The sequence below is a fragment of the Pseudoalteromonas sp. meg-B1 genome (assembly GCF_003173795.1).
In the GTDB taxonomy this organism is placed as follows: Bacteria; Pseudomonadota; Gammaproteobacteria; order Enterobacterales; family Alteromonadaceae; genus Pseudoalteromonas; species Pseudoalteromonas undina.
In genome coordinates this window covers 1-14,957 of the sequence record NZ_QGQU01000007.1, presented here as the reverse complement: position 1 = coordinate 14,957, position 14,957 = coordinate 1, and the positions used below count along the sequence as shown (strand labels likewise).

The following is a 14,957-nucleotide window of genomic DNA, read 5'->3' as shown; positions in this document are numbered from 1 at the left end:
TTTTAGCGAATTGGTATAAAAAGCTTATTTGAAACAGAGAATATAATGCCAATACACAATAATGCTTATTTAAGCGAGTTAGCATAACGCGGAAATATTTAACGGCAGCTAGGTAGTCGTTGATTGACCGAGGCGGGTAATATAGTAGGGCGCTTTAGTAGCTAACCCTAGAGAGGATTATGAGCATTTTTAAACCGCTCTAATCGAGAAAGGGCCTTACGGCCCCTTAGTGTTGCAGCAAGTAACACATTCTTTTTATAGGTTAAAGTCTACAGCATAGGCTACATAAGCTTTTACATCTGAGCCGTCCATGTCGTTATCTGATAGGCCAAAAGTAAAACCATCTTTAGACACAGATACACCATAATCAATAATATTGTCATCACCGATGAAATCGCCTGAGTAATGCCCTATGTGTAGCGCCATTTCTGTGCCATTGCTACCAACAGCGAAGCTGTAATCGGCATTTAGATACAATGAATCACCAAAATCAGTACCGTCACCATTGGCAGCAGAAGTTGCAAGTACGGCTGCACCAAATGTAAAGCCTTGCACACTAATGCTACCGTAGACTTCAGAAAAATCTGCATCTGCACCTGATGCCGCATCAGGGTAGGCATAATAGATATACCCTACGTCATAACTCACGCTTTCATTAATTGCGCCGCCAAAACCTGCGTATAAGTCTAGCTCGTAGGTCATTTCATCGGCCCAAGACGCATTTGACGCCCAAGTACCCGCATAAAAGCCAGATTCATTAGCGTAATCAATACCGCCAGATACAGCTGCATCGCCCCCAGTTTGCTCTTGTCCGCGCCATAAGTAGTTTGAAGTGGCTGCTGCATTTGCTGTTACTTCAGCAAATGCAGTAGTTGATGTCATTCCTGTTAATGCCAATGCACTGATCAATATTGTTTTTTGTAGTTTTAGCATGTCTCATTTCCCATTGTATGATTTTGCACGCCAAGGCTTTTTATTATGAACGACTACAACCTTTTGTTTGGCGGCATTTTATTATGTTACTAATGGGGTATTTGCACTGTGTGTGCCAAATTAAACTTATTCGTTTATAAATTATTTTTATTATTTAAAACAATGTATTGAAAATAATATGAGGTAGGGATAGAAAAGTAATTATTTAGCAGGTTCACTTTGCTGGTGCAAAAAATAGCCTAGCTGCACCATCAAAGCGCTGCTAGGCTATTTTATTTTTCTTGTGGGTTAATTAACCAAAAATGGCACGCATTAGGGTAATTGTTTCGTTAACACCGCGGCCTTTTTGTACTTCGCTAATAATAGAGTCACGTTTAGCACGAATATGCTCTGGAACATCATCAGCAGCAAGAGCGCGATCCACTAAAATCTCAGCAGATTCTTTGCCTCGGCGTGGCGCTTTACTGCTGCTAGAAGTGCTACGTGTAGGTTTATTAAGTAGCTTAATGTAGTTAGAGTTATCTGCAGTATTAGTATCTGCATAGTAAAAAAAGCAAGGTATAAGCGCTTTAATGTCCACCAACTGTGTTTCTAGTTCATTACCAGCATTGGCCATTTTAAACCATGACATAGCGTGAATGCTTTGTACTACATCTTGCCAGTAACGCTCAAAGTCACGGTTATTTAATTTGGTGATACCAAGTGCGGAGCAAAGTGCATCTAAGCGACTGTTACTAATTGGAGTAAACACATCAGGGCGACGCATTGCTAATAAACGGGTGGCAGGCGCCAGAGTTGGTTTTTCATCACTACCATTAAATGCACTCAAATAAGCAATTACAAATTGTTGGTAATTACCTAGCGCTACATCACCCTCAAGTGGAATGTTGCTGAGTGCATCGTCGAATGCGCCTGGCAAATCAGCCAGCATCTGGTGAAAACCTTTGGCGCTTTTAGTAGAGGCAAACCATTCTACATCAAAGTTATAAGTACTCGGATCGAGTGATGCCATATGCTTACCGCTAAAAGCGAGTAAGTCTTCAGGGATCATATCTTTTAACGGCTTTTCACGCAGGCCTGCAATATAAGTAGTTAAACGTAATTGCTCATCAAGTGCCACCAGTTCTTTATGTTGCTCTACAAACATACTCACTACTGGCCAAGGCGCTACCCGTAATGTTTTTAACTGTAAAAAGCTAATGGCTGAAATAAGTTGGTCATGCAACTTTTTTAATAATGGTAATTGCTGGGTTTCAAGTAAGTCGTAATTAATGCGGTCGCGGCTTGCATTTAATAGCTCGTAACACCAACCTAAAAAGTCTTCTGGATGGTTTTCCACTTTCACAGCCATCAGGTTTAGGCTTAGCTCTGAAGATTGTTTCAGAATATTTTGATAAATTTGACTTTCTTGCTCGCCTAATGCCATTTTTGACGGTGAAATTAGCAGTTTCTTCATGCCTTGTAGACTCTCCGGTTAGATATATTTTTTAGTCGCTTCATTTTAGCTTATTTAGGCTAAATACAACAGGGGCGGGGATCATACCGAAGAATAGAAGGGATGCAATCAAGATAGTACTGAAAACCTTAAGATTGCATCATTACTGTATTAATCGTGTTCATCGAGTGAAAACAGCCGTTCAACTGAGGTATTAAAGTGCTGTGCTATTTTTAAGGCAATGATCACCGAGGGTGTAAAACGAGATGTTTCAACCGTGCTAATGGTTTTTCGTGAAACATTAATCGCATCGGCCAGTTCTTGCTGTGAAAGCCCTGCTTCTTTACGAAATTCAGCTATATGGTTTTGCACATTATTTCCTAATCGCGGCTTTGCCAAAACAATGAAGTGCCATATGCCAAGAGCATGATACCTAAGTAGAATACTGCCATAGCTGCATGCGAAACCTCACTAGCTATAGCATCGCCTTTATAAAAAACACCAAGTAGGCAAAAAACAAGTGCAAAAATTGAATGTTTATAGGCACTCGTGTCAATAGTATTTAGGAATTCATCTTTATAAGCATATTGAAAATACATTTTTAATGGAAAGCCTGCTTTAGTTATATAAATAGCTATTATAACTATATAAAATAAAACGCCCATTCCAACAGTTAAAAGCCCGTCAATATCTTGTTTTATTACTGAGTTAACACTGAGAAGTAAAAAAACCATACTTGTGCTTATACTAAGAAATATGTTTTGACCCATAAACTGTTCTTCAGTTTTAATATCTTGTTGTTTCATAAAATCCATCCTGTGAAAATATTAATATTCAATGTAACCTTTGGGTATCAATGTAACCTAAGGGTATCATCGGGTCAATTGTTTTTTGTAACCTAAAGGTATCAAAATGTTTCAATCACGATTTACATACCTACATAAGAATTTAGGAAAGTAGATTTTTCGTTACTGGACAATGCTTTTCGCGCTAACTCCCGCTATGATAAGAACATTATTTGCACGTTTGAAAGGATGATCATGAAGACCTTATTTAAAGTTATTGGTGTCATATTATTGCTATGCATAGCGTTAATTGTTGCTGCACCTTTTTTAATTCCTACTGATACCATTTTTAATAAAGTGTCTGAGCAGGTTGAAAAAACAACCGGGCGCACATTAACCATAAAGGGCGATAAAACCCTCAGTGTATTTCCTGCATTAAAGTTAGAACTTAATGATGTGCATTTTGCTAATATGCCGAGCGGCTCTCGCGCTGATATGGCGAGTATGCAGCAACTTGCTGTTCATATTCCTTGGCTTTCATTACTCGGTGGCGAACTAAAGCTAGAAAAGTTTGTAATTAATGAGCCTGATATTTTGCTAGAAACCGATAAAAGCGGCAAAGCAAACTGGCAGTTATTTGATGCAGTGGCCAAGCAACCAGAGCAACAAACTCAAGCGGGAGAGGCTGTCAAACTACCTGAAAACTTTGATATTCAATTAGGTGAAGTCGCTATTTATGGCGGGTCATTTACTTATTTAGATGGTCAAACGGGTGCTAAACAACAAATTAGCGATTTAGAACTGGCTATATTACTGCCTTCACTGCGTAAACAGCTTGAAGTAACCGGTGCTATTACTTATATGCAAGAGCGATTTGAGCTTGATGTAAAACTTAATACACCAGCAAAAGCGATTGAAGGCGCCACATTTAATGTAAAGCAAACGCTTAACTCACGTTTAGTAGATCTAATGTTTGATGGCAGCATAGCCAAACAAGGCCAAGACATTAAAGGACTTTTAACACTTAACGGTGATTCGGTTAAAAATATTGCTAACTGGCAAGGAGTTGACTTAAACGCTAAAAACAATGCGTTTAACGCCTTTAGCATCAATGCCGAAATGCACTTACTCGGTGAAGAGTTTAACTTAACTGAATTAGTAGCAACGCTCGATGCACTCGAGATTAAAGGTAAAAGTAAGTTAAATTTAGGCAGTCGCTTAGCTGTTAATGCTGATATTGACTTAGGCATGCTTGATTTAAATCCTTACTTACCTGAAACCGTAGCTAAAAAAGAAGTCCCAGCAAAAGACGACTCTAAGCCTGCAGAGCCAATAGTGTGGGATGATACTAAAATTGATTTAAGTGGCTTGAATGCATTAGATGCAAATGTGATTGTCCGTTCAAGTGGCTTAAAAGCGAACGATATTAAACTCGGCGCAAACCAGTTTACTGTGGCACTAAAAAATAGCGTTGCTAAATTAAGTTTAGACAGCTTTGCGGCTTATGAAGGAACAGGTAAAGGGGTGGTGACTATCAATGCTCAAAATACCCCTTATAAAATAGCAACCAACTTCGATTTAGATAAAATAGACGCACAGCCATTACTTAGCGATGCTGCAGGCTTTGATAAGCTAATGGGCAAGGGCTCTTTAAACTGGAATCTAACCACAGCAGGGCAAAGCCAAAAAACGTTTATTAACGCGCTTAATGGTAAACTAGGATTCAAGTTCGCTGATGGTGCAGTTAAGGGAGCAAACGTAGCAGAAATGGTGCGTAAGGGGAAAGAGCTAGTTAAAGGCAACTTTAATGCCGTGTCTGAGGGATTAGATACAGGATTTGAGGAATCTGAGAAAACAGATTTCTCTGCACTTTCTGGTAGTTTTAACTTTACCAATGGCGTAGGCAAAAATACTGATTTATCGTTGATCAGCCCCTTAATACGTATTTCAGGTGAAGGAGACGTTGATTTACCGCAAACTCAGGTTAATTACCGCCTAGTAACAGGTCTCGTTGACTCTATTGAAGGTCAAGGTACTACTGATGATAGCACTGGCTTTAAAATTCCACTGAGGATAAAAGGCCCATTCCATGATGTTGGTATAAAATTAGATATAGGCAGTGCGGCTAAAGATGAAGCAAAAGAAAAAGCTAAAGACAAAATTAAAGACAAATTAAAAGGCTTGTTTGGCTAATTTTAATTACTGATATAAAACAAGGCACCGTAAAGGTGCCTTGTTTGTTTTATAACCACCTGTAATTTAGATAGATAGCATAAATAACCAGTTTCTAATTTAGCCTCCGCATTAAATTAATTAAAAAATAACCTACCACTCCCCCCTCAATGCTGATACAATTGCCCGCCCTTAAGAGACATCTAGTATGTTTTTTGAGTGGAATTCAATCGAAATGTCTTGATTTTAAACAAATTTAAGACAAGTTGTAATTACTACACCGGAGGTCATTAACATGATCCAAATGCAAACTCAGCTGGAAGTTGCTGATAACAGCGGCGCTCGCAAAGTGCAGTGTATAAAAGTCCTTGGTGGTTCACACCGTCGCTATGCAGCGATTGGCGATATCATTAAAGTTTCTGTAAAAGAAGCGATTCCTCGCGGTAAAGTGAAGAAAGGTGATGTTAAAAACGCGGTAGTTGTGCGTACCAAAAAAGGCGTTCGTCGTCCAGACGGTTCATTGATCCGTTTCGACAGCAATGCGGCTGTTATCTTAAATGATAACTTGCAGCCTATTGGTACTCGTATTTTCGGCCCTGTGACTCGCGAACTTCGTAATGAAAAGTTCATGAAAATCGTTTCACTAGCCCCAGAAGTACTGTAAGGAGTCTATCATGGCAGCAAAAATCCGTCGTGATGACGAAGTAATCGTACTAGCAGGTAAAGACAAAGGTAAGCGCGGCAAAGTGCTTTCAGTTGTAACCGAGTCTGGTCGAGTATTTGTCGAAGGCATTAACTTAATCAAGAAACACCAAAAGCCGGTTCCACAGTTGAACCAAGCTGGCGGTATTGTTGAGAAAGAAGCGTCTATCGACGTATCAAACGTTGCGATCTACAACTCGGAAACGAGCAAAGCAGATCGTGTAGGTTTCAAGATTGAAGATGGTAAGAAATTACGTATCTTTAAATCTACTGGTAAAACTATCTAATAGTTGGAGTAGAATGATGGCGAAACTGCATGAAGTATATAAAGACAAAGTAGTTGCTGAACTTCAAGAGAAGTTTGGTTTCAGCTCTGTCATGCAAGTCCCTCAGATCGAGAAGATCACATTAAATATGGGTGTGGGCGAAGCCTTAGCTGACAAGAAGATTTTAGATAACGCTGTTGCGGATCTAGAAGCTATCTCTGGTCAGAAACCTTTAATCACTAAAGCACGCAAATCTGTTGCTGGCTTCAAAGTGCGTGAAGGTTACCCGATTGGTTGTAAAGTAACCCTACGCGGCGAGCGTATGTGGGACTTTTTTGAGCGTTTGGTTTCAATCGCTATCCCACGTATCCGTGACTTCCGTGGTGTGAGTGCTAAGTCTTTTGATGGACGCGGTAACTACAGCATGGGCGTACGTGAACAAATCATCTTCCCAGAAATTGATTATGATAAAGTAGACCGTGTACGCGGTATGGATATCACAATCACTACATCTGCGAAATCAGATGAGGAAGGCCGTGCGTTGTTAGAAGCGTTTAACTTCCCATTCAAGAAATAAGGGTAGGGTTATGGCAAAGAATTCTATGAAAGCGCGCGAAGCAAAGCGCACTAAACTAGTTGCTCAGTACGCTGAAAAGCGTGCAGCACTAAAAGCTATCATCAGTGATGTTAATACATCTGAAGATGATCGTTGGGACGCGGTACTTAAGCTACAAGCTTTACCTCGTGATTCTAGCCCTGCACGTCAACGTAATCGTTGTAACATTACGGGCCGCCCACATGGTTTCCTTCGCAAATTCGGCATGAGCCGTATTAAAGTTCGCGAAGCAGCTATGCGCGGTGAAATTCCTGGCCTTAAAAAGGCTAGCTGGTAATAGAATCATGGGAGTAAGACTATGAGCTTGCAAGATCCTATCGCGGATTTATTTACACGAATCCGTAACGGTCAGTCAGCGAAGAAAGTATCTGTAACGATGCCTAATTCGAAACTGAAAGTAGCAGTAGCTAATGTATTAAAAAATGAAGGTTACATCGCAGACTTCGCAGTAAGTGGTGATGTTAAACCTGAGCTTTCTATCGAGTTAAAGTACTTCGAAGGCAAAGCTGTTATTGAAAATATCCAGCGTGTAAGTCGCCCTGGTCTACGTATCTATAAGAGACGTGACGAATTACCGAAGGTAATGGGTGGTTTAGGTATCGCTATCGTATCAACTTCTAAAGGCCTAATGACAGACCGCGCAGCACGTAGTGCAGGCGTTGGTGGTGAAATCATTGGTTTTGTAGCTTAATCGGAGGGGAACTATGTCTCGCATAGCAAAGGCACCAATAAACGTTCCTGCCGGTGTAGAAGTTACATTAAAAGGCCAGGAAATCACAGTTAAAGGCAAAAACGGTGAACTTACTCGTACAATCAACGATGCAGTTGAAGTACAAGTTAACGACAACGTTATTACAACTTTACCTCGTGAAGGCGTAGCCAATGCATGGGCACAAGCAGGTACTGCTCGCGCTCTAATCAACAACATGGTTGTTGGTACGCATGAAGGTTACGAGAAGAAACTTCAGTTAGTAGGTGTTGGTTACCGTGCTGCAGCTAAGGGCAAAGTTTTAGACTTAACTCTTGGTTTCTCGCACCCGGTTAATTTCGCAGTTCCTGAAGGAATTACGATTGAAACTCCAAGCCAAACAGAAGTTCTAGTTAAGGGCGTAGACAAGCAGTTAGTTGGTCAAACAGCTGCTAACATTCGTGCATACCGTAAACCTGAGCCTTATAAAGGTAAAGGTGTTCGTTATTCAGATGAGAATGTACGCCGTAAAGAGGCTAAGAAGAAGTAAGGTAAGACGATGGATAAAAAAACAGCTCGTCTACGTCGTGCTAAACGCACTCGTAGAAATTATATTGAACAAGGCACAACGCGTCTTGTTATCCACCGCACGCCACGTCACATTTACGCTCAAGTTGTAAACGCTGAGGGTAATGTACTGGCTGCTGCTTCTACTGTTGAGAAAGCTATTAGCGAAACAGTTAAAGGCACAGGCAACGTTGCAGCTGCACAAGCAGTTGGTAAAGCGGTTGCTGAACGTGCGGCTGACAAAGGCATCGAAAAGATTGCTTTTGATCGCAGTGGCTTTAAATATCACGGCCGTGTGAAGGCGCTAGCTGATGCTGCGCGTGAAGCCGGTTTGCAATTCTAGGAGTAGACAATGGCTAACGTAGAAGCAAAGCAACAACAGCCTGATTTAGCTGAAAAGCTAATCGCGGTGAACCGTGTGTCTAAAGTAGTTAAAGGTGGTCGTATCTTTAGCTTTACTGCACTAACTGTAGTTGGTGATGGCGCAGGTAAAGTAGGTTTCGGTTATGGTAAAGCACGTGAAGTTCCAGCTGCTATTCAAAAAGCAATGGAAAAAGCACGTCGTAACATGATCAACGTAGACCTAAATGGCAACACATTACAGCATCCTGTTAAAGGACGTCATGCTGGCTCACAAGTGTTTATGAAACCAGCATCTGAAGGTACTGGTATCATTGCAGGTGGTGCTATGCGTGCAGTACTTGAAGTGACTGGTGTGCAGAACGTACTTTCTAAATGTTACGGTTCTACTAACCCGATCAACGTTGTACGTGCAACGATCTCAGCACTTGAGAACATGAATTCTCCTCAGTCGATCGCTGCAAAACGTGGTCTTCGAGTAGATGAGATTTTGGGGTAAACCATGGCTAATAAAACTGTAAAAGTAACACAAGTAAAAAGCTCTATCGGTCGTTTACCGAAGCATAAAGCTACATTACGCGGTCTTGGTTTACGTCGTATCAATCACACTGTTGAGTTAGAAGACACAGCATGTGTGCGTGGTATGATTAACCAGGTTTATTACATGGTTAAGGTAGAGGGGTAATTCGATGCATTTGAATACACTTTCACCTGCTGCAGGTTCAAAAACTGCTCCAAAACGTGTTGGTCGTGGTATCGGTTCTGGTCTTGGTAAGACTGGTGGCCGTGGTCACAAAGGTCAAAAATCACGTTCTGGCGGTAAAGTACGCGTTGGTTTCGAAGGCGGTCAAATGCCTATGCAACGTCGTCTACCTAAGTTCGGTTTCACTTCTCGCAAATCTTTAGTATCTGCAGAAATTAACCTATACGAAATCGCTAAAGTTGAAGGCGATGTGGTAGACCTAAGCGCGTTACAAGCAGCTGGTCTAGTTAAAAAGAACGTTCAGTTCGTTAAAGTTGTTAAATCTGGCGAAGTTTCACGCGCTGTTACCGTTAAAGGCCTTAAGGCTTCTAAAGGTGCACGCGAAGCTATCGAAGCTGCCGGAGGCAAGGTAGAAGACTAAGGAAGTACTAATGGCTAAACCAGGTCAAGATACACAAAGTGCACAAGGTGGACTTTCGGAATTGAAGCGCCGATTACTCTTCGTATTGGGTGCTATCATAATTTACCGTCTAGGTTCATTTGTGCCGATCCCTGGGATTGACGCCGCTGTACTTGCCGATTTCTTCGAGCAACAAAAGGGCACCATTGTTGAGATGTTCAACATGTTTAGCGGTGGTGCGCTTGAGCGAGCTTCAGTGTTAGCACTGGGTATCATGCCGTATATCTCGGCTTCGATTATTACGCAACTATTAACGCATATGTATCCGCCGTTTATAGAGCTTAAGAAAGAAGGTGAGCAAGGGCGTAAAAAGATAAGCCAGTACACACGCTACGGCACGCTTGTGCTTGCTACTATCCAATCAATCGGTATTGCCACAAGCTTACCGGGCATGATGAACGGGTTAGTTGTTAACCCAGGTATGGGATTCTATTTCACCGCAGTGGTGAGTTTAGTAACCGGTACTATGTTCCTTATGTGGTTGGGCGAACAGATAACAGAACGTGGTATCGGTAACGGTATCTCAGTTCTAATATTTGTTGGTATTGTAGCTAACCTGCCGTCTGCTATTGGTTCGACAGCCGAAATGGCGCGCCAAGGTGATTTGAATGTTTTTGTACTGTTGATGGTTGCGGTTATAGTATTCGCTGTTACTTATCTTGTTGTATTCTTTGAACGTGGTCAACGACGTATTGTTGTTAACTACGCCAAACGTCAACAAGGTCGTCAAGTATTTGCTGCTCAAAGCACGCATTTACCTCTGAAAGTAAATATGGCGGGTGTTATTCCACCAATCTTCGCTAGCAGTATAATTCTGTTCCCTGGTACAATTGCAAGCTGGTTCGGCCAGGGTGAAGGTCCGGTTGCTGATGTGCTACAAGCAATTGCTACAACGTTGACTCCAGGTCAGCCTTTGTATGCAATGGTTTTAGCTGCGGCTATCATCTTCTTCTGCTTTTTCTACACAGCGTTGGTTTTTAACCCGCGTGAAACAGCAGACAACCTGAAAAAATCTGGCGCATTTATCCCAGGTATTCGTCCAGGTGAGCAGACATCTAAATACATTGATAAAGTGATGACACGCCTGACATTGGCAGGTGCTTTGTATATAACCTTTATCTGTCTGGTGCCCGAATTCATGACTATGGCATGGCAAACGCCATTCTATTTCGGCGGTACATCAATTTTGATTATCGTTGTTGTAATCATGGACTTTATGGCACAAGTACAGACGCATCTGATGTCACATCAGTATGATTCTGTGCTGAAAAAAGCGAACCTTAAAGGCTACGGTCGATAAGGTCAGTTTACGGAGTTGAGCAATGAAAGTACGTGCTTCCGTTAAGAAAATATGCCGTAACTGTAAAGTTATTAAACGTGCTGGTGTAGTACGCGTAATTTGCAGTGAGCCTAAGCATAAGCAAAGGCAAGGCTAAGTAAACAGTCGTGCAGGCTGAGGTTTCTCGGCCTGTGTTTTTAGTTGTGATTTGGTCTTCGTTTGAGTATCCTTACGGGCTTTTCAAACAGATGATTACCAAATTCAAATATAGGAGATGTGTTAGTGGCCCGTATCGCTGGCATTAACGTCCCTGATCATAAACATGCAGTTATTGGTTTAACAGCTATTTATGGCATAGGTAAGACTCGCTCTAAGGCTATCTTAGAAGCGACTGGTATCGCCGAGACCACAAAAATCGGTGAACTTTCAGACGAAACACTTGACGTACTGCGTGAAGCAGTTGGCAAGTACACTGTAGAAGGTGACCTTCGTCGTGAAGTTACTTTGAATATCAAGCGCCTTATGGACCTTGGTTGTTTCCGTGGCCTACGTCACCGTCGCTCTTTACCACTTCGTGGTCAAAGAACAAAGACTAACGCGCGTACCCGTAAGGGTCCTCGTAAGCCTATTAAGCGATAAGGGGATAGTAAAATGGCTAAGACACCAATTCGTCGTAAAAAGGTTAAAAAGCAAGTTGCTGATGGTATGGCTCATGTTCATGCGTCTTTCAACAACACTATTGTAACGATTACCGACCGTCAAGGTAATGCACTATCATGGGCTACTGCCGGTGGTTCAGGTTTCCGTGGTTCACGTAAATCTACTCCATTCGCTGCTCAGGTTGCTGCAGAGCGTGCAGGTACTGCTGCTCAAGAATACGGTTTAAAAAATCTAGAAGTTTTCATCAAAGGTCCAGGTCCAGGTCGTGAATCTGCTGTACGTGCTTTGAATGCTGCTGGTTACCGTATCACCAACATTACTGACGTGACGCCAATACCACATAATGGTTGTCGTCCACCGAAGAAACGTCGCGTTTAACAATAGGTTAGGAGAAATAACATGGCAAGATATTTGGGCCCTAAGCTCAAGCTGAGTCGTCGTGAAGGTACTGACCTGTTCCTTAAGAGCGGCGTAAGAGCTATCGACTCTAAGTGTAAACTTGAGACTGCACCTGGTCAGCACGGCGCTCGTAAAGGACGCTTATCTGATTACGGTTTACAATTACGTGAAAAGCAAAAAGTACGTCGTATTTACGGTGTATTAGAAAAGCAATTCCGTAACTACTACAAAGAAGCTGCTCGCCTTAAAGGCAACACAGGTGAAAACTTGTTACAGCTTTTAGAGCAACGTTTAGACAATGTTGTATATCGCATGGGTTTTGCTAGCACACGCGCTGAAGCACGTCAGTTAGTAAGCCACAAAGCGATTCTAGTTAATGGTCGTGTTGTGAATATTCCTTCATACGTAATTACTCCAGAAGATACTGTTGTAATCCGTGAGAAGTCTAAAACACAAGCACGTATCATCGCTGCTCTAGAGTTGGCTGAGCAACGTGAAAAGCCGACTTGGGTTGAAGTTGACGGTAAGAAATTGGAAGGTAGCTTCAAGCGCCTACCTGAGCGTTCAGATCTGTCTGCGGACATTAATGAACAACTAATCGTCGAACTTTACTCTAAGTAAAGTTAAGAGTTAAGAGAGGATAAAATGCAGGGTTCTGTTACAGAATTTCTAAAACCAAGGTTAGTCGATATCGACGCTATCAACCCAACGCGTTCTAAAGTAGTTTTAGAACCACTCGAGCGTGGCTTTGGTCACACTTTGGGTAATGCCTTACGCCGTATACTGTTATCATCTATGCCTGGATGTGCAGTAACTGAAGTTGAAATCGACGGTGTATTGCATGAGTACAGCGCGAAAGAAGGCGTACAAGAAGACATCATTGAAATACTACTAAACCTTAAAGGTCTAGCGGTAACGTTAGAAGGCAAAGATGAAGTTTTTCTGACCCTGACTAAATCTGGTGTAGGCCCTGTGACTGCGGCAGATATTCAGCACGATGGCGATGTAACAATTGCTAACCCAGATCATGTTATTTGTAATTTAACAACAAATAACAGCGAGATCAGCATGCGTATTCGTGTTGAGCGTGGTCGTGGTTATGTGCCGGCATCTAGTCGTTTATCCTCTGATGACGATGAGCGTCCAATTGGTCGATTGCTGCTTGATGCATCATTCAGCCCAGTTGAACGTATTGCGTACTCGGTTGAATCAGCCCGTGTTGAGCAACGTACAGATTTAGACAAGTTAATCATTGATATGGAAACAAACGGCACCTTAGATCCTGAAGAAGCGATCCGCCGTGCGTCTACTATCTTAGCTGAGCAATTAGATGCATTCGTAGATTTACGTGATGTAACAGAGCCAGAAGAGAAAGAAGAGAAGCCAGAATTCGATCCTATTCTACTTCGTCCAGTTGATGATCTTGAATTAACAGTACGTTCAGCAAACTGTTTGAAAGCCGAGCAAATTCAATATATCGGTGATTTAGTTCAGCGCACTGAAGTTGAGCTTCTTAAAACGCCTAATCTAGGTAAGAAGTCTCTAACTGAAATAAAAGACGTGCTAGCTTCACGTGGTCTTTCTCTAGGCATGCGCCTAGAAAATTGGCCGCCTGCAAGCCTAGCTGAATAATCTAAATCACTATATTAGTTTAGTTAGAAGGATAGGGTCATGCGCCATCGTAAGAGTGGTCGTCAATTAAACCGTAACAGTAGCCATCGTAAAGCGATGTTCAGCAATATGGCAGGTTCTTTGGTGAAACATGAAATCATCAAAACTACTTTGCCTAAAGCGAAAGAGTTACGCCGTGTAATTGAACCTTTAATCACACTGGCTAAGACTGACAGTGTAGCAAATCGCCGTTTAGCGTTTGCTCGCACGCGTGATAATGAAGTAGTTGGTAAGTTATTCAGTGAAATCGGTCCTCGTAATGCGGATCGTCCAGGTGGTTACACTCGTATTCTTAAGTGTGGCTTCCGTGCTGGTGATAATGCACCAATGGCTTATATTGAACTAGTTGGTCGCCCAGCGGCGAGCGAAGAAGTTCAAGAAGACGCGCAGTCTGCAGAGTAAGTCTTAAAGAGACACCAAAAAGCCGAGCTTATGCTCGGCTTTTTAATATCTAAAATTCACACAAAATGAATAAAGCTTTTAGCTCTATTATTAATAGCAAATTTATTCTCATTCCTTTCATCTAATAAAATAGCCTAACTAGAATCGACGAATCATAATGCGAGCGTTTAGGACTGCTATCTTTCTATTTATAAGTAAAGCTATTTAGACTAATAAATATATGACCATGTAACGACTTTTACAGTTTATAGTTATTAATATAAAAAAGTTCGAAATAGTTGATACCCTCCAATAGCTCATTAACTTTATATAGTAGAGTCCTTGCCTGATGTACTTATTCGCCACTAATCTAAATGGCCATATAAAGCTAAACAATTTGTTTTCTTAGTAATCGCTACAATAACTATGAAAAGATTTTTCCAAAAAATAAGTTTTTACAGCTTTAAAGGCGAAATATGATTAGCTTTAGTTGTCTTTTTAAGCGTTTAGTCTAAATATCCAGCGAACAGTCATTTATTTCAAGTTTTCTTCAAAAAAGGGTTGATCTGTTTTCGGATCTCCCTATAATGCGACCCCACTGAGACGGCAGAGCGCAACGCATAGCGAGGCACGAGCTACTCAGTGAGTCGAGTAAAACTTAGTTCTGAAAACTTTCGAGTTTAACAAAATTAAGTGTTGACAAAAAAATAGGAAAGCGTAATATGCGCAGCCCTAGCGAGGTAAAGTTTAACGCTTTAATCGCAACGTTCTTTAACAATATAAAGCAATCATCTGTGTGGGCACTCGTACAGATTGAGTTCTAACAGCCAAGCTACTTAGGTAGTGAGGCAAACAAATTTAGAGTCTCAATTGAAACTGA

22 protein-coding genes are annotated in these 14,957 nt (G+C 41.5%); 18 read left to right on the top strand and 4 right to left on the bottom strand.

Going from position 1 to position 14,957, the window contains the following annotated elements:
* Positions 1-255 precede the first annotated feature (255 nt).
* The 4 genes from DK924_RS17160 to DK924_RS17145 all read right to left on the bottom strand — a co-directional run bounded on the left by DK924_RS17160 (position 256) and on the right by DK924_RS17145 (position 3,174).
* On the bottom strand, positions 256-933 hold the full coding sequence (locus DK924_RS17160; protein WP_109875756.1) for a TorF family putative porin: 678 nt from the start codon (positions 931-933) through the stop codon (positions 256-258).
* A 292-nt stretch (positions 934-1,225) separates the two neighbouring features.
* On the bottom strand, positions 1,226-2,389 hold the full coding sequence (locus tag DK924_RS17155) for a hypothetical protein (RefSeq protein ID WP_109875755.1): 1,164 nt from the start codon (positions 2,387-2,389) through the stop codon (positions 1,226-1,228).
* A 150-nt stretch (positions 2,390-2,539) separates the two neighbouring features.
* Positions 2,540-2,740: a helix-turn-helix transcriptional regulator gene (locus DK924_RS17150; protein WP_010392491.1), complete on the bottom strand. Its 201-nt coding sequence runs from the start codon at positions 2,738-2,740 to the stop codon at positions 2,540-2,542.
* Between the two features lie 8 nt (positions 2,741-2,748).
* Positions 2,749-3,174, bottom strand: a complete 426-nt coding sequence (locus DK924_RS17145; RefSeq protein WP_010392493.1) for a hypothetical protein — start codon at positions 3,172-3,174, stop codon at positions 2,749-2,751.
* A gap of 234 nt (positions 3,175-3,408) precedes the next feature.
* Between DK924_RS17145 and DK924_RS17140 the strand changes: the two genes are divergently transcribed.
* From DK924_RS17140 to rplQ, 18 genes are all read left to right on the top strand, one after another.
* On the top strand, positions 3,409-5,346 hold the full coding sequence (locus DK924_RS17140; RefSeq protein ID WP_109875754.1) for an AsmA family protein: 1,938 nt from the start codon (positions 3,409-3,411) through the stop codon (positions 5,344-5,346).
* 274 nt (positions 5,347-5,620) lie between these two features.
* Entirely contained in the window at positions 5,621-5,989 is a 369-nt protein-coding gene (rplN, locus tag DK924_RS17135) for a 50S ribosomal protein L14 (protein ID WP_008115397.1), read from the top strand.
* 10 nt (positions 5,990-5,999) lie between these two features.
* The gene (rplX, locus tag DK924_RS17130; protein ID WP_004589210.1) at positions 6,000-6,314 is read left to right on the top strand and encodes a 50S ribosomal protein L24; all 315 of its coding nucleotides are present in this window, start codon (positions 6,000-6,002) and stop codon (positions 6,312-6,314) included.
* Between the two features lie 16 nt (positions 6,315-6,330).
* A complete protein-coding gene (gene rplE / locus DK924_RS17125; protein WP_010392500.1) occupies positions 6,331-6,870 on the top strand; it encodes a 50S ribosomal protein L5 in 540 nt (179 codons plus the stop codon).
* 10 nt (positions 6,871-6,880) lie between these two features.
* On the top strand, positions 6,881-7,186 hold the full coding sequence (gene rpsN / locus DK924_RS17120; RefSeq protein ID WP_006794245.1) for a 30S ribosomal protein S14: 306 nt from the start codon (positions 6,881-6,883) through the stop codon (positions 7,184-7,186).
* Between the two features lie 21 nt (positions 7,187-7,207).
* Positions 7,208-7,600: a 30S ribosomal protein S8 gene (gene rpsH / locus DK924_RS17115; RefSeq protein ID WP_008115392.1), complete on the top strand. Its 393-nt coding sequence runs from the start codon at positions 7,208-7,210 to the stop codon at positions 7,598-7,600.
* Between the two features lie 13 nt (positions 7,601-7,613).
* The gene (rplF, locus tag DK924_RS17110; RefSeq protein ID WP_006794247.1) at positions 7,614-8,147 is read left to right on the top strand and encodes a 50S ribosomal protein L6; all 534 of its coding nucleotides are present in this window, start codon (positions 7,614-7,616) and stop codon (positions 8,145-8,147) included.
* A gap of 9 nt (positions 8,148-8,156) precedes the next feature.
* A complete protein-coding gene (gene rplR / locus DK924_RS17105) occupies positions 8,157-8,507 on the top strand; it encodes a 50S ribosomal protein L18 (RefSeq protein WP_008115388.1) in 351 nt (116 codons plus the stop codon).
* 9 nt (positions 8,508-8,516) lie between these two features.
* The gene (rpsE, locus tag DK924_RS17100) at positions 8,517-9,023 is read left to right on the top strand and encodes a 30S ribosomal protein S5 (protein WP_008115387.1); all 507 of its coding nucleotides are present in this window, start codon (positions 8,517-8,519) and stop codon (positions 9,021-9,023) included.
* A 3-nt stretch (positions 9,024-9,026) separates the two neighbouring features.
* Entirely contained in the window at positions 9,027-9,209 is a 183-nt protein-coding gene (gene rpmD / locus DK924_RS17095) for a 50S ribosomal protein L30 (RefSeq protein ID WP_008115384.1), read from the top strand.
* Positions 9,210-9,213: 4 nt separating this feature from the next.
* A complete protein-coding gene (rplO, locus tag DK924_RS17090; protein WP_008115382.1) occupies positions 9,214-9,648 on the top strand; it encodes a 50S ribosomal protein L15 in 435 nt (144 codons plus the stop codon).
* A gap of 10 nt (positions 9,649-9,658) precedes the next feature.
* Positions 9,659-10,987 carry a preprotein translocase subunit SecY gene (secY, locus tag DK924_RS17085; RefSeq protein ID WP_008115380.1) on the top strand — a complete coding sequence of 443 codons (1,329 nt, stop codon included), beginning with the start codon at positions 9,659-9,661 and terminating at the stop codon, positions 10,985-10,987.
* 22 nt (positions 10,988-11,009) lie between these two features.
* Positions 11,010-11,123 (top strand): 50S ribosomal protein L36, encoded by a 114-nt coding sequence (gene rpmJ, locus DK924_RS17080; RefSeq protein ID WP_002959476.1) that lies wholly within the window; start codon positions 11,010-11,012, stop codon positions 11,121-11,123.
* A 125-nt stretch (positions 11,124-11,248) separates the two neighbouring features.
* Positions 11,249-11,605 carry a 30S ribosomal protein S13 gene (gene rpsM / locus DK924_RS17075; RefSeq protein WP_008115377.1) on the top strand — a complete coding sequence of 119 codons (357 nt, stop codon included), beginning with the start codon at positions 11,249-11,251 and terminating at the stop codon, positions 11,603-11,605.
* Between the two features lie 12 nt (positions 11,606-11,617).
* Positions 11,618-12,004 carry a 30S ribosomal protein S11 gene (gene rpsK / locus DK924_RS17070; protein ID WP_002959471.1) on the top strand — a complete coding sequence of 129 codons (387 nt, stop codon included), beginning with the start codon at positions 11,618-11,620 and terminating at the stop codon, positions 12,002-12,004.
* A gap of 21 nt (positions 12,005-12,025) precedes the next feature.
* The gene (gene rpsD, locus DK924_RS17065) at positions 12,026-12,646 is read left to right on the top strand and encodes a 30S ribosomal protein S4 (protein WP_002959461.1); all 621 of its coding nucleotides are present in this window, start codon (positions 12,026-12,028) and stop codon (positions 12,644-12,646) included.
* 24 nt (positions 12,647-12,670) lie between these two features.
* Positions 12,671-13,657 carry a DNA-directed RNA polymerase subunit alpha gene (locus tag DK924_RS17060; RefSeq protein ID WP_008115371.1) on the top strand — a complete coding sequence of 329 codons (987 nt, stop codon included), beginning with the start codon at positions 12,671-12,673 and terminating at the stop codon, positions 13,655-13,657.
* Between the two features lie 39 nt (positions 13,658-13,696).
* Positions 13,697-14,098 (top strand): 50S ribosomal protein L17, encoded by a 402-nt coding sequence (gene rplQ / locus DK924_RS17055; RefSeq protein WP_008115370.1) that lies wholly within the window; start codon positions 13,697-13,699, stop codon positions 14,096-14,098.
* The last annotated feature ends 859 nt before the right edge of the window (positions 14,099-14,957 follow it).

Bases quoted from the DNA above. Each gene is read 5' to 3' on its own strand.
- DK924_RS17160 (WP_109875756.1), bottom strand. From the start codon at position 933: ATGCTAAAACTACAAAAAACAATATTGATCAGTGCATTGGCATTAACA.
- DK924_RS17155 (WP_109875755.1), bottom strand. From the start codon at position 2,389: ATGAAGAAACTGCTAATTTCACCGTCAAAAATGGCATTAGGCGAGCAA.
- DK924_RS17145 (WP_010392493.1), bottom strand. From the start codon at position 3,174: ATGAAACAACAAGATATTAAAACTGAAGAACAGTTTATGGGTCAAAAC.
- DK924_RS17140 (WP_109875754.1), top strand. From the start codon at position 3,409: ATGAAGACCTTATTTAAAGTTATTGGTGTCATATTATTGCTATGCATA.
- rplN (WP_008115397.1), top strand. From the start codon at position 5,621: ATGATCCAAATGCAAACTCAGCTGGAAGTTGCTGATAACAGCGGCGCT.
- rplX (WP_004589210.1), top strand. From the start codon at position 6,000: ATGGCAGCAAAAATCCGTCGTGATGACGAAGTAATCGTACTAGCAGGT.
- rplE (WP_010392500.1), top strand. From the start codon at position 6,331: ATGGCGAAACTGCATGAAGTATATAAAGACAAAGTAGTTGCTGAACTT.
- rpsN (WP_006794245.1), top strand. From the start codon at position 6,881: ATGGCAAAGAATTCTATGAAAGCGCGCGAAGCAAAGCGCACTAAACTA.
- rpsH (WP_008115392.1), top strand. From the start codon at position 7,208: ATGAGCTTGCAAGATCCTATCGCGGATTTATTTACACGAATCCGTAAC.
- rplF (WP_006794247.1), top strand. From the start codon at position 7,614: ATGTCTCGCATAGCAAAGGCACCAATAAACGTTCCTGCCGGTGTAGAA.
- rplR (WP_008115388.1), top strand. From the start codon at position 8,157: ATGGATAAAAAAACAGCTCGTCTACGTCGTGCTAAACGCACTCGTAGA.
- rpsE (WP_008115387.1), top strand. From the start codon at position 8,517: ATGGCTAACGTAGAAGCAAAGCAACAACAGCCTGATTTAGCTGAAAAG.
- rpmD (WP_008115384.1), top strand. From the start codon at position 9,027: ATGGCTAATAAAACTGTAAAAGTAACACAAGTAAAAAGCTCTATCGGT.
- rplO (WP_008115382.1), top strand. From the start codon at position 9,214: ATGCATTTGAATACACTTTCACCTGCTGCAGGTTCAAAAACTGCTCCA.
- secY (WP_008115380.1), top strand. From the start codon at position 9,659: ATGGCTAAACCAGGTCAAGATACACAAAGTGCACAAGGTGGACTTTCG.
- rpmJ (WP_002959476.1), top strand. From the start codon at position 11,010: ATGAAAGTACGTGCTTCCGTTAAGAAAATATGCCGTAACTGTAAAGTT.
- rpsK (WP_002959471.1), top strand. From the start codon at position 11,618: ATGGCTAAGACACCAATTCGTCGTAAAAAGGTTAAAAAGCAAGTTGCT.
- rpsD (WP_002959461.1), top strand. From the start codon at position 12,026: ATGGCAAGATATTTGGGCCCTAAGCTCAAGCTGAGTCGTCGTGAAGGT.
- DK924_RS17060 (WP_008115371.1), top strand. From the start codon at position 12,671: ATGCAGGGTTCTGTTACAGAATTTCTAAAACCAAGGTTAGTCGATATC.
- rplQ (WP_008115370.1), top strand. From the start codon at position 13,697: ATGCGCCATCGTAAGAGTGGTCGTCAATTAAACCGTAACAGTAGCCAT.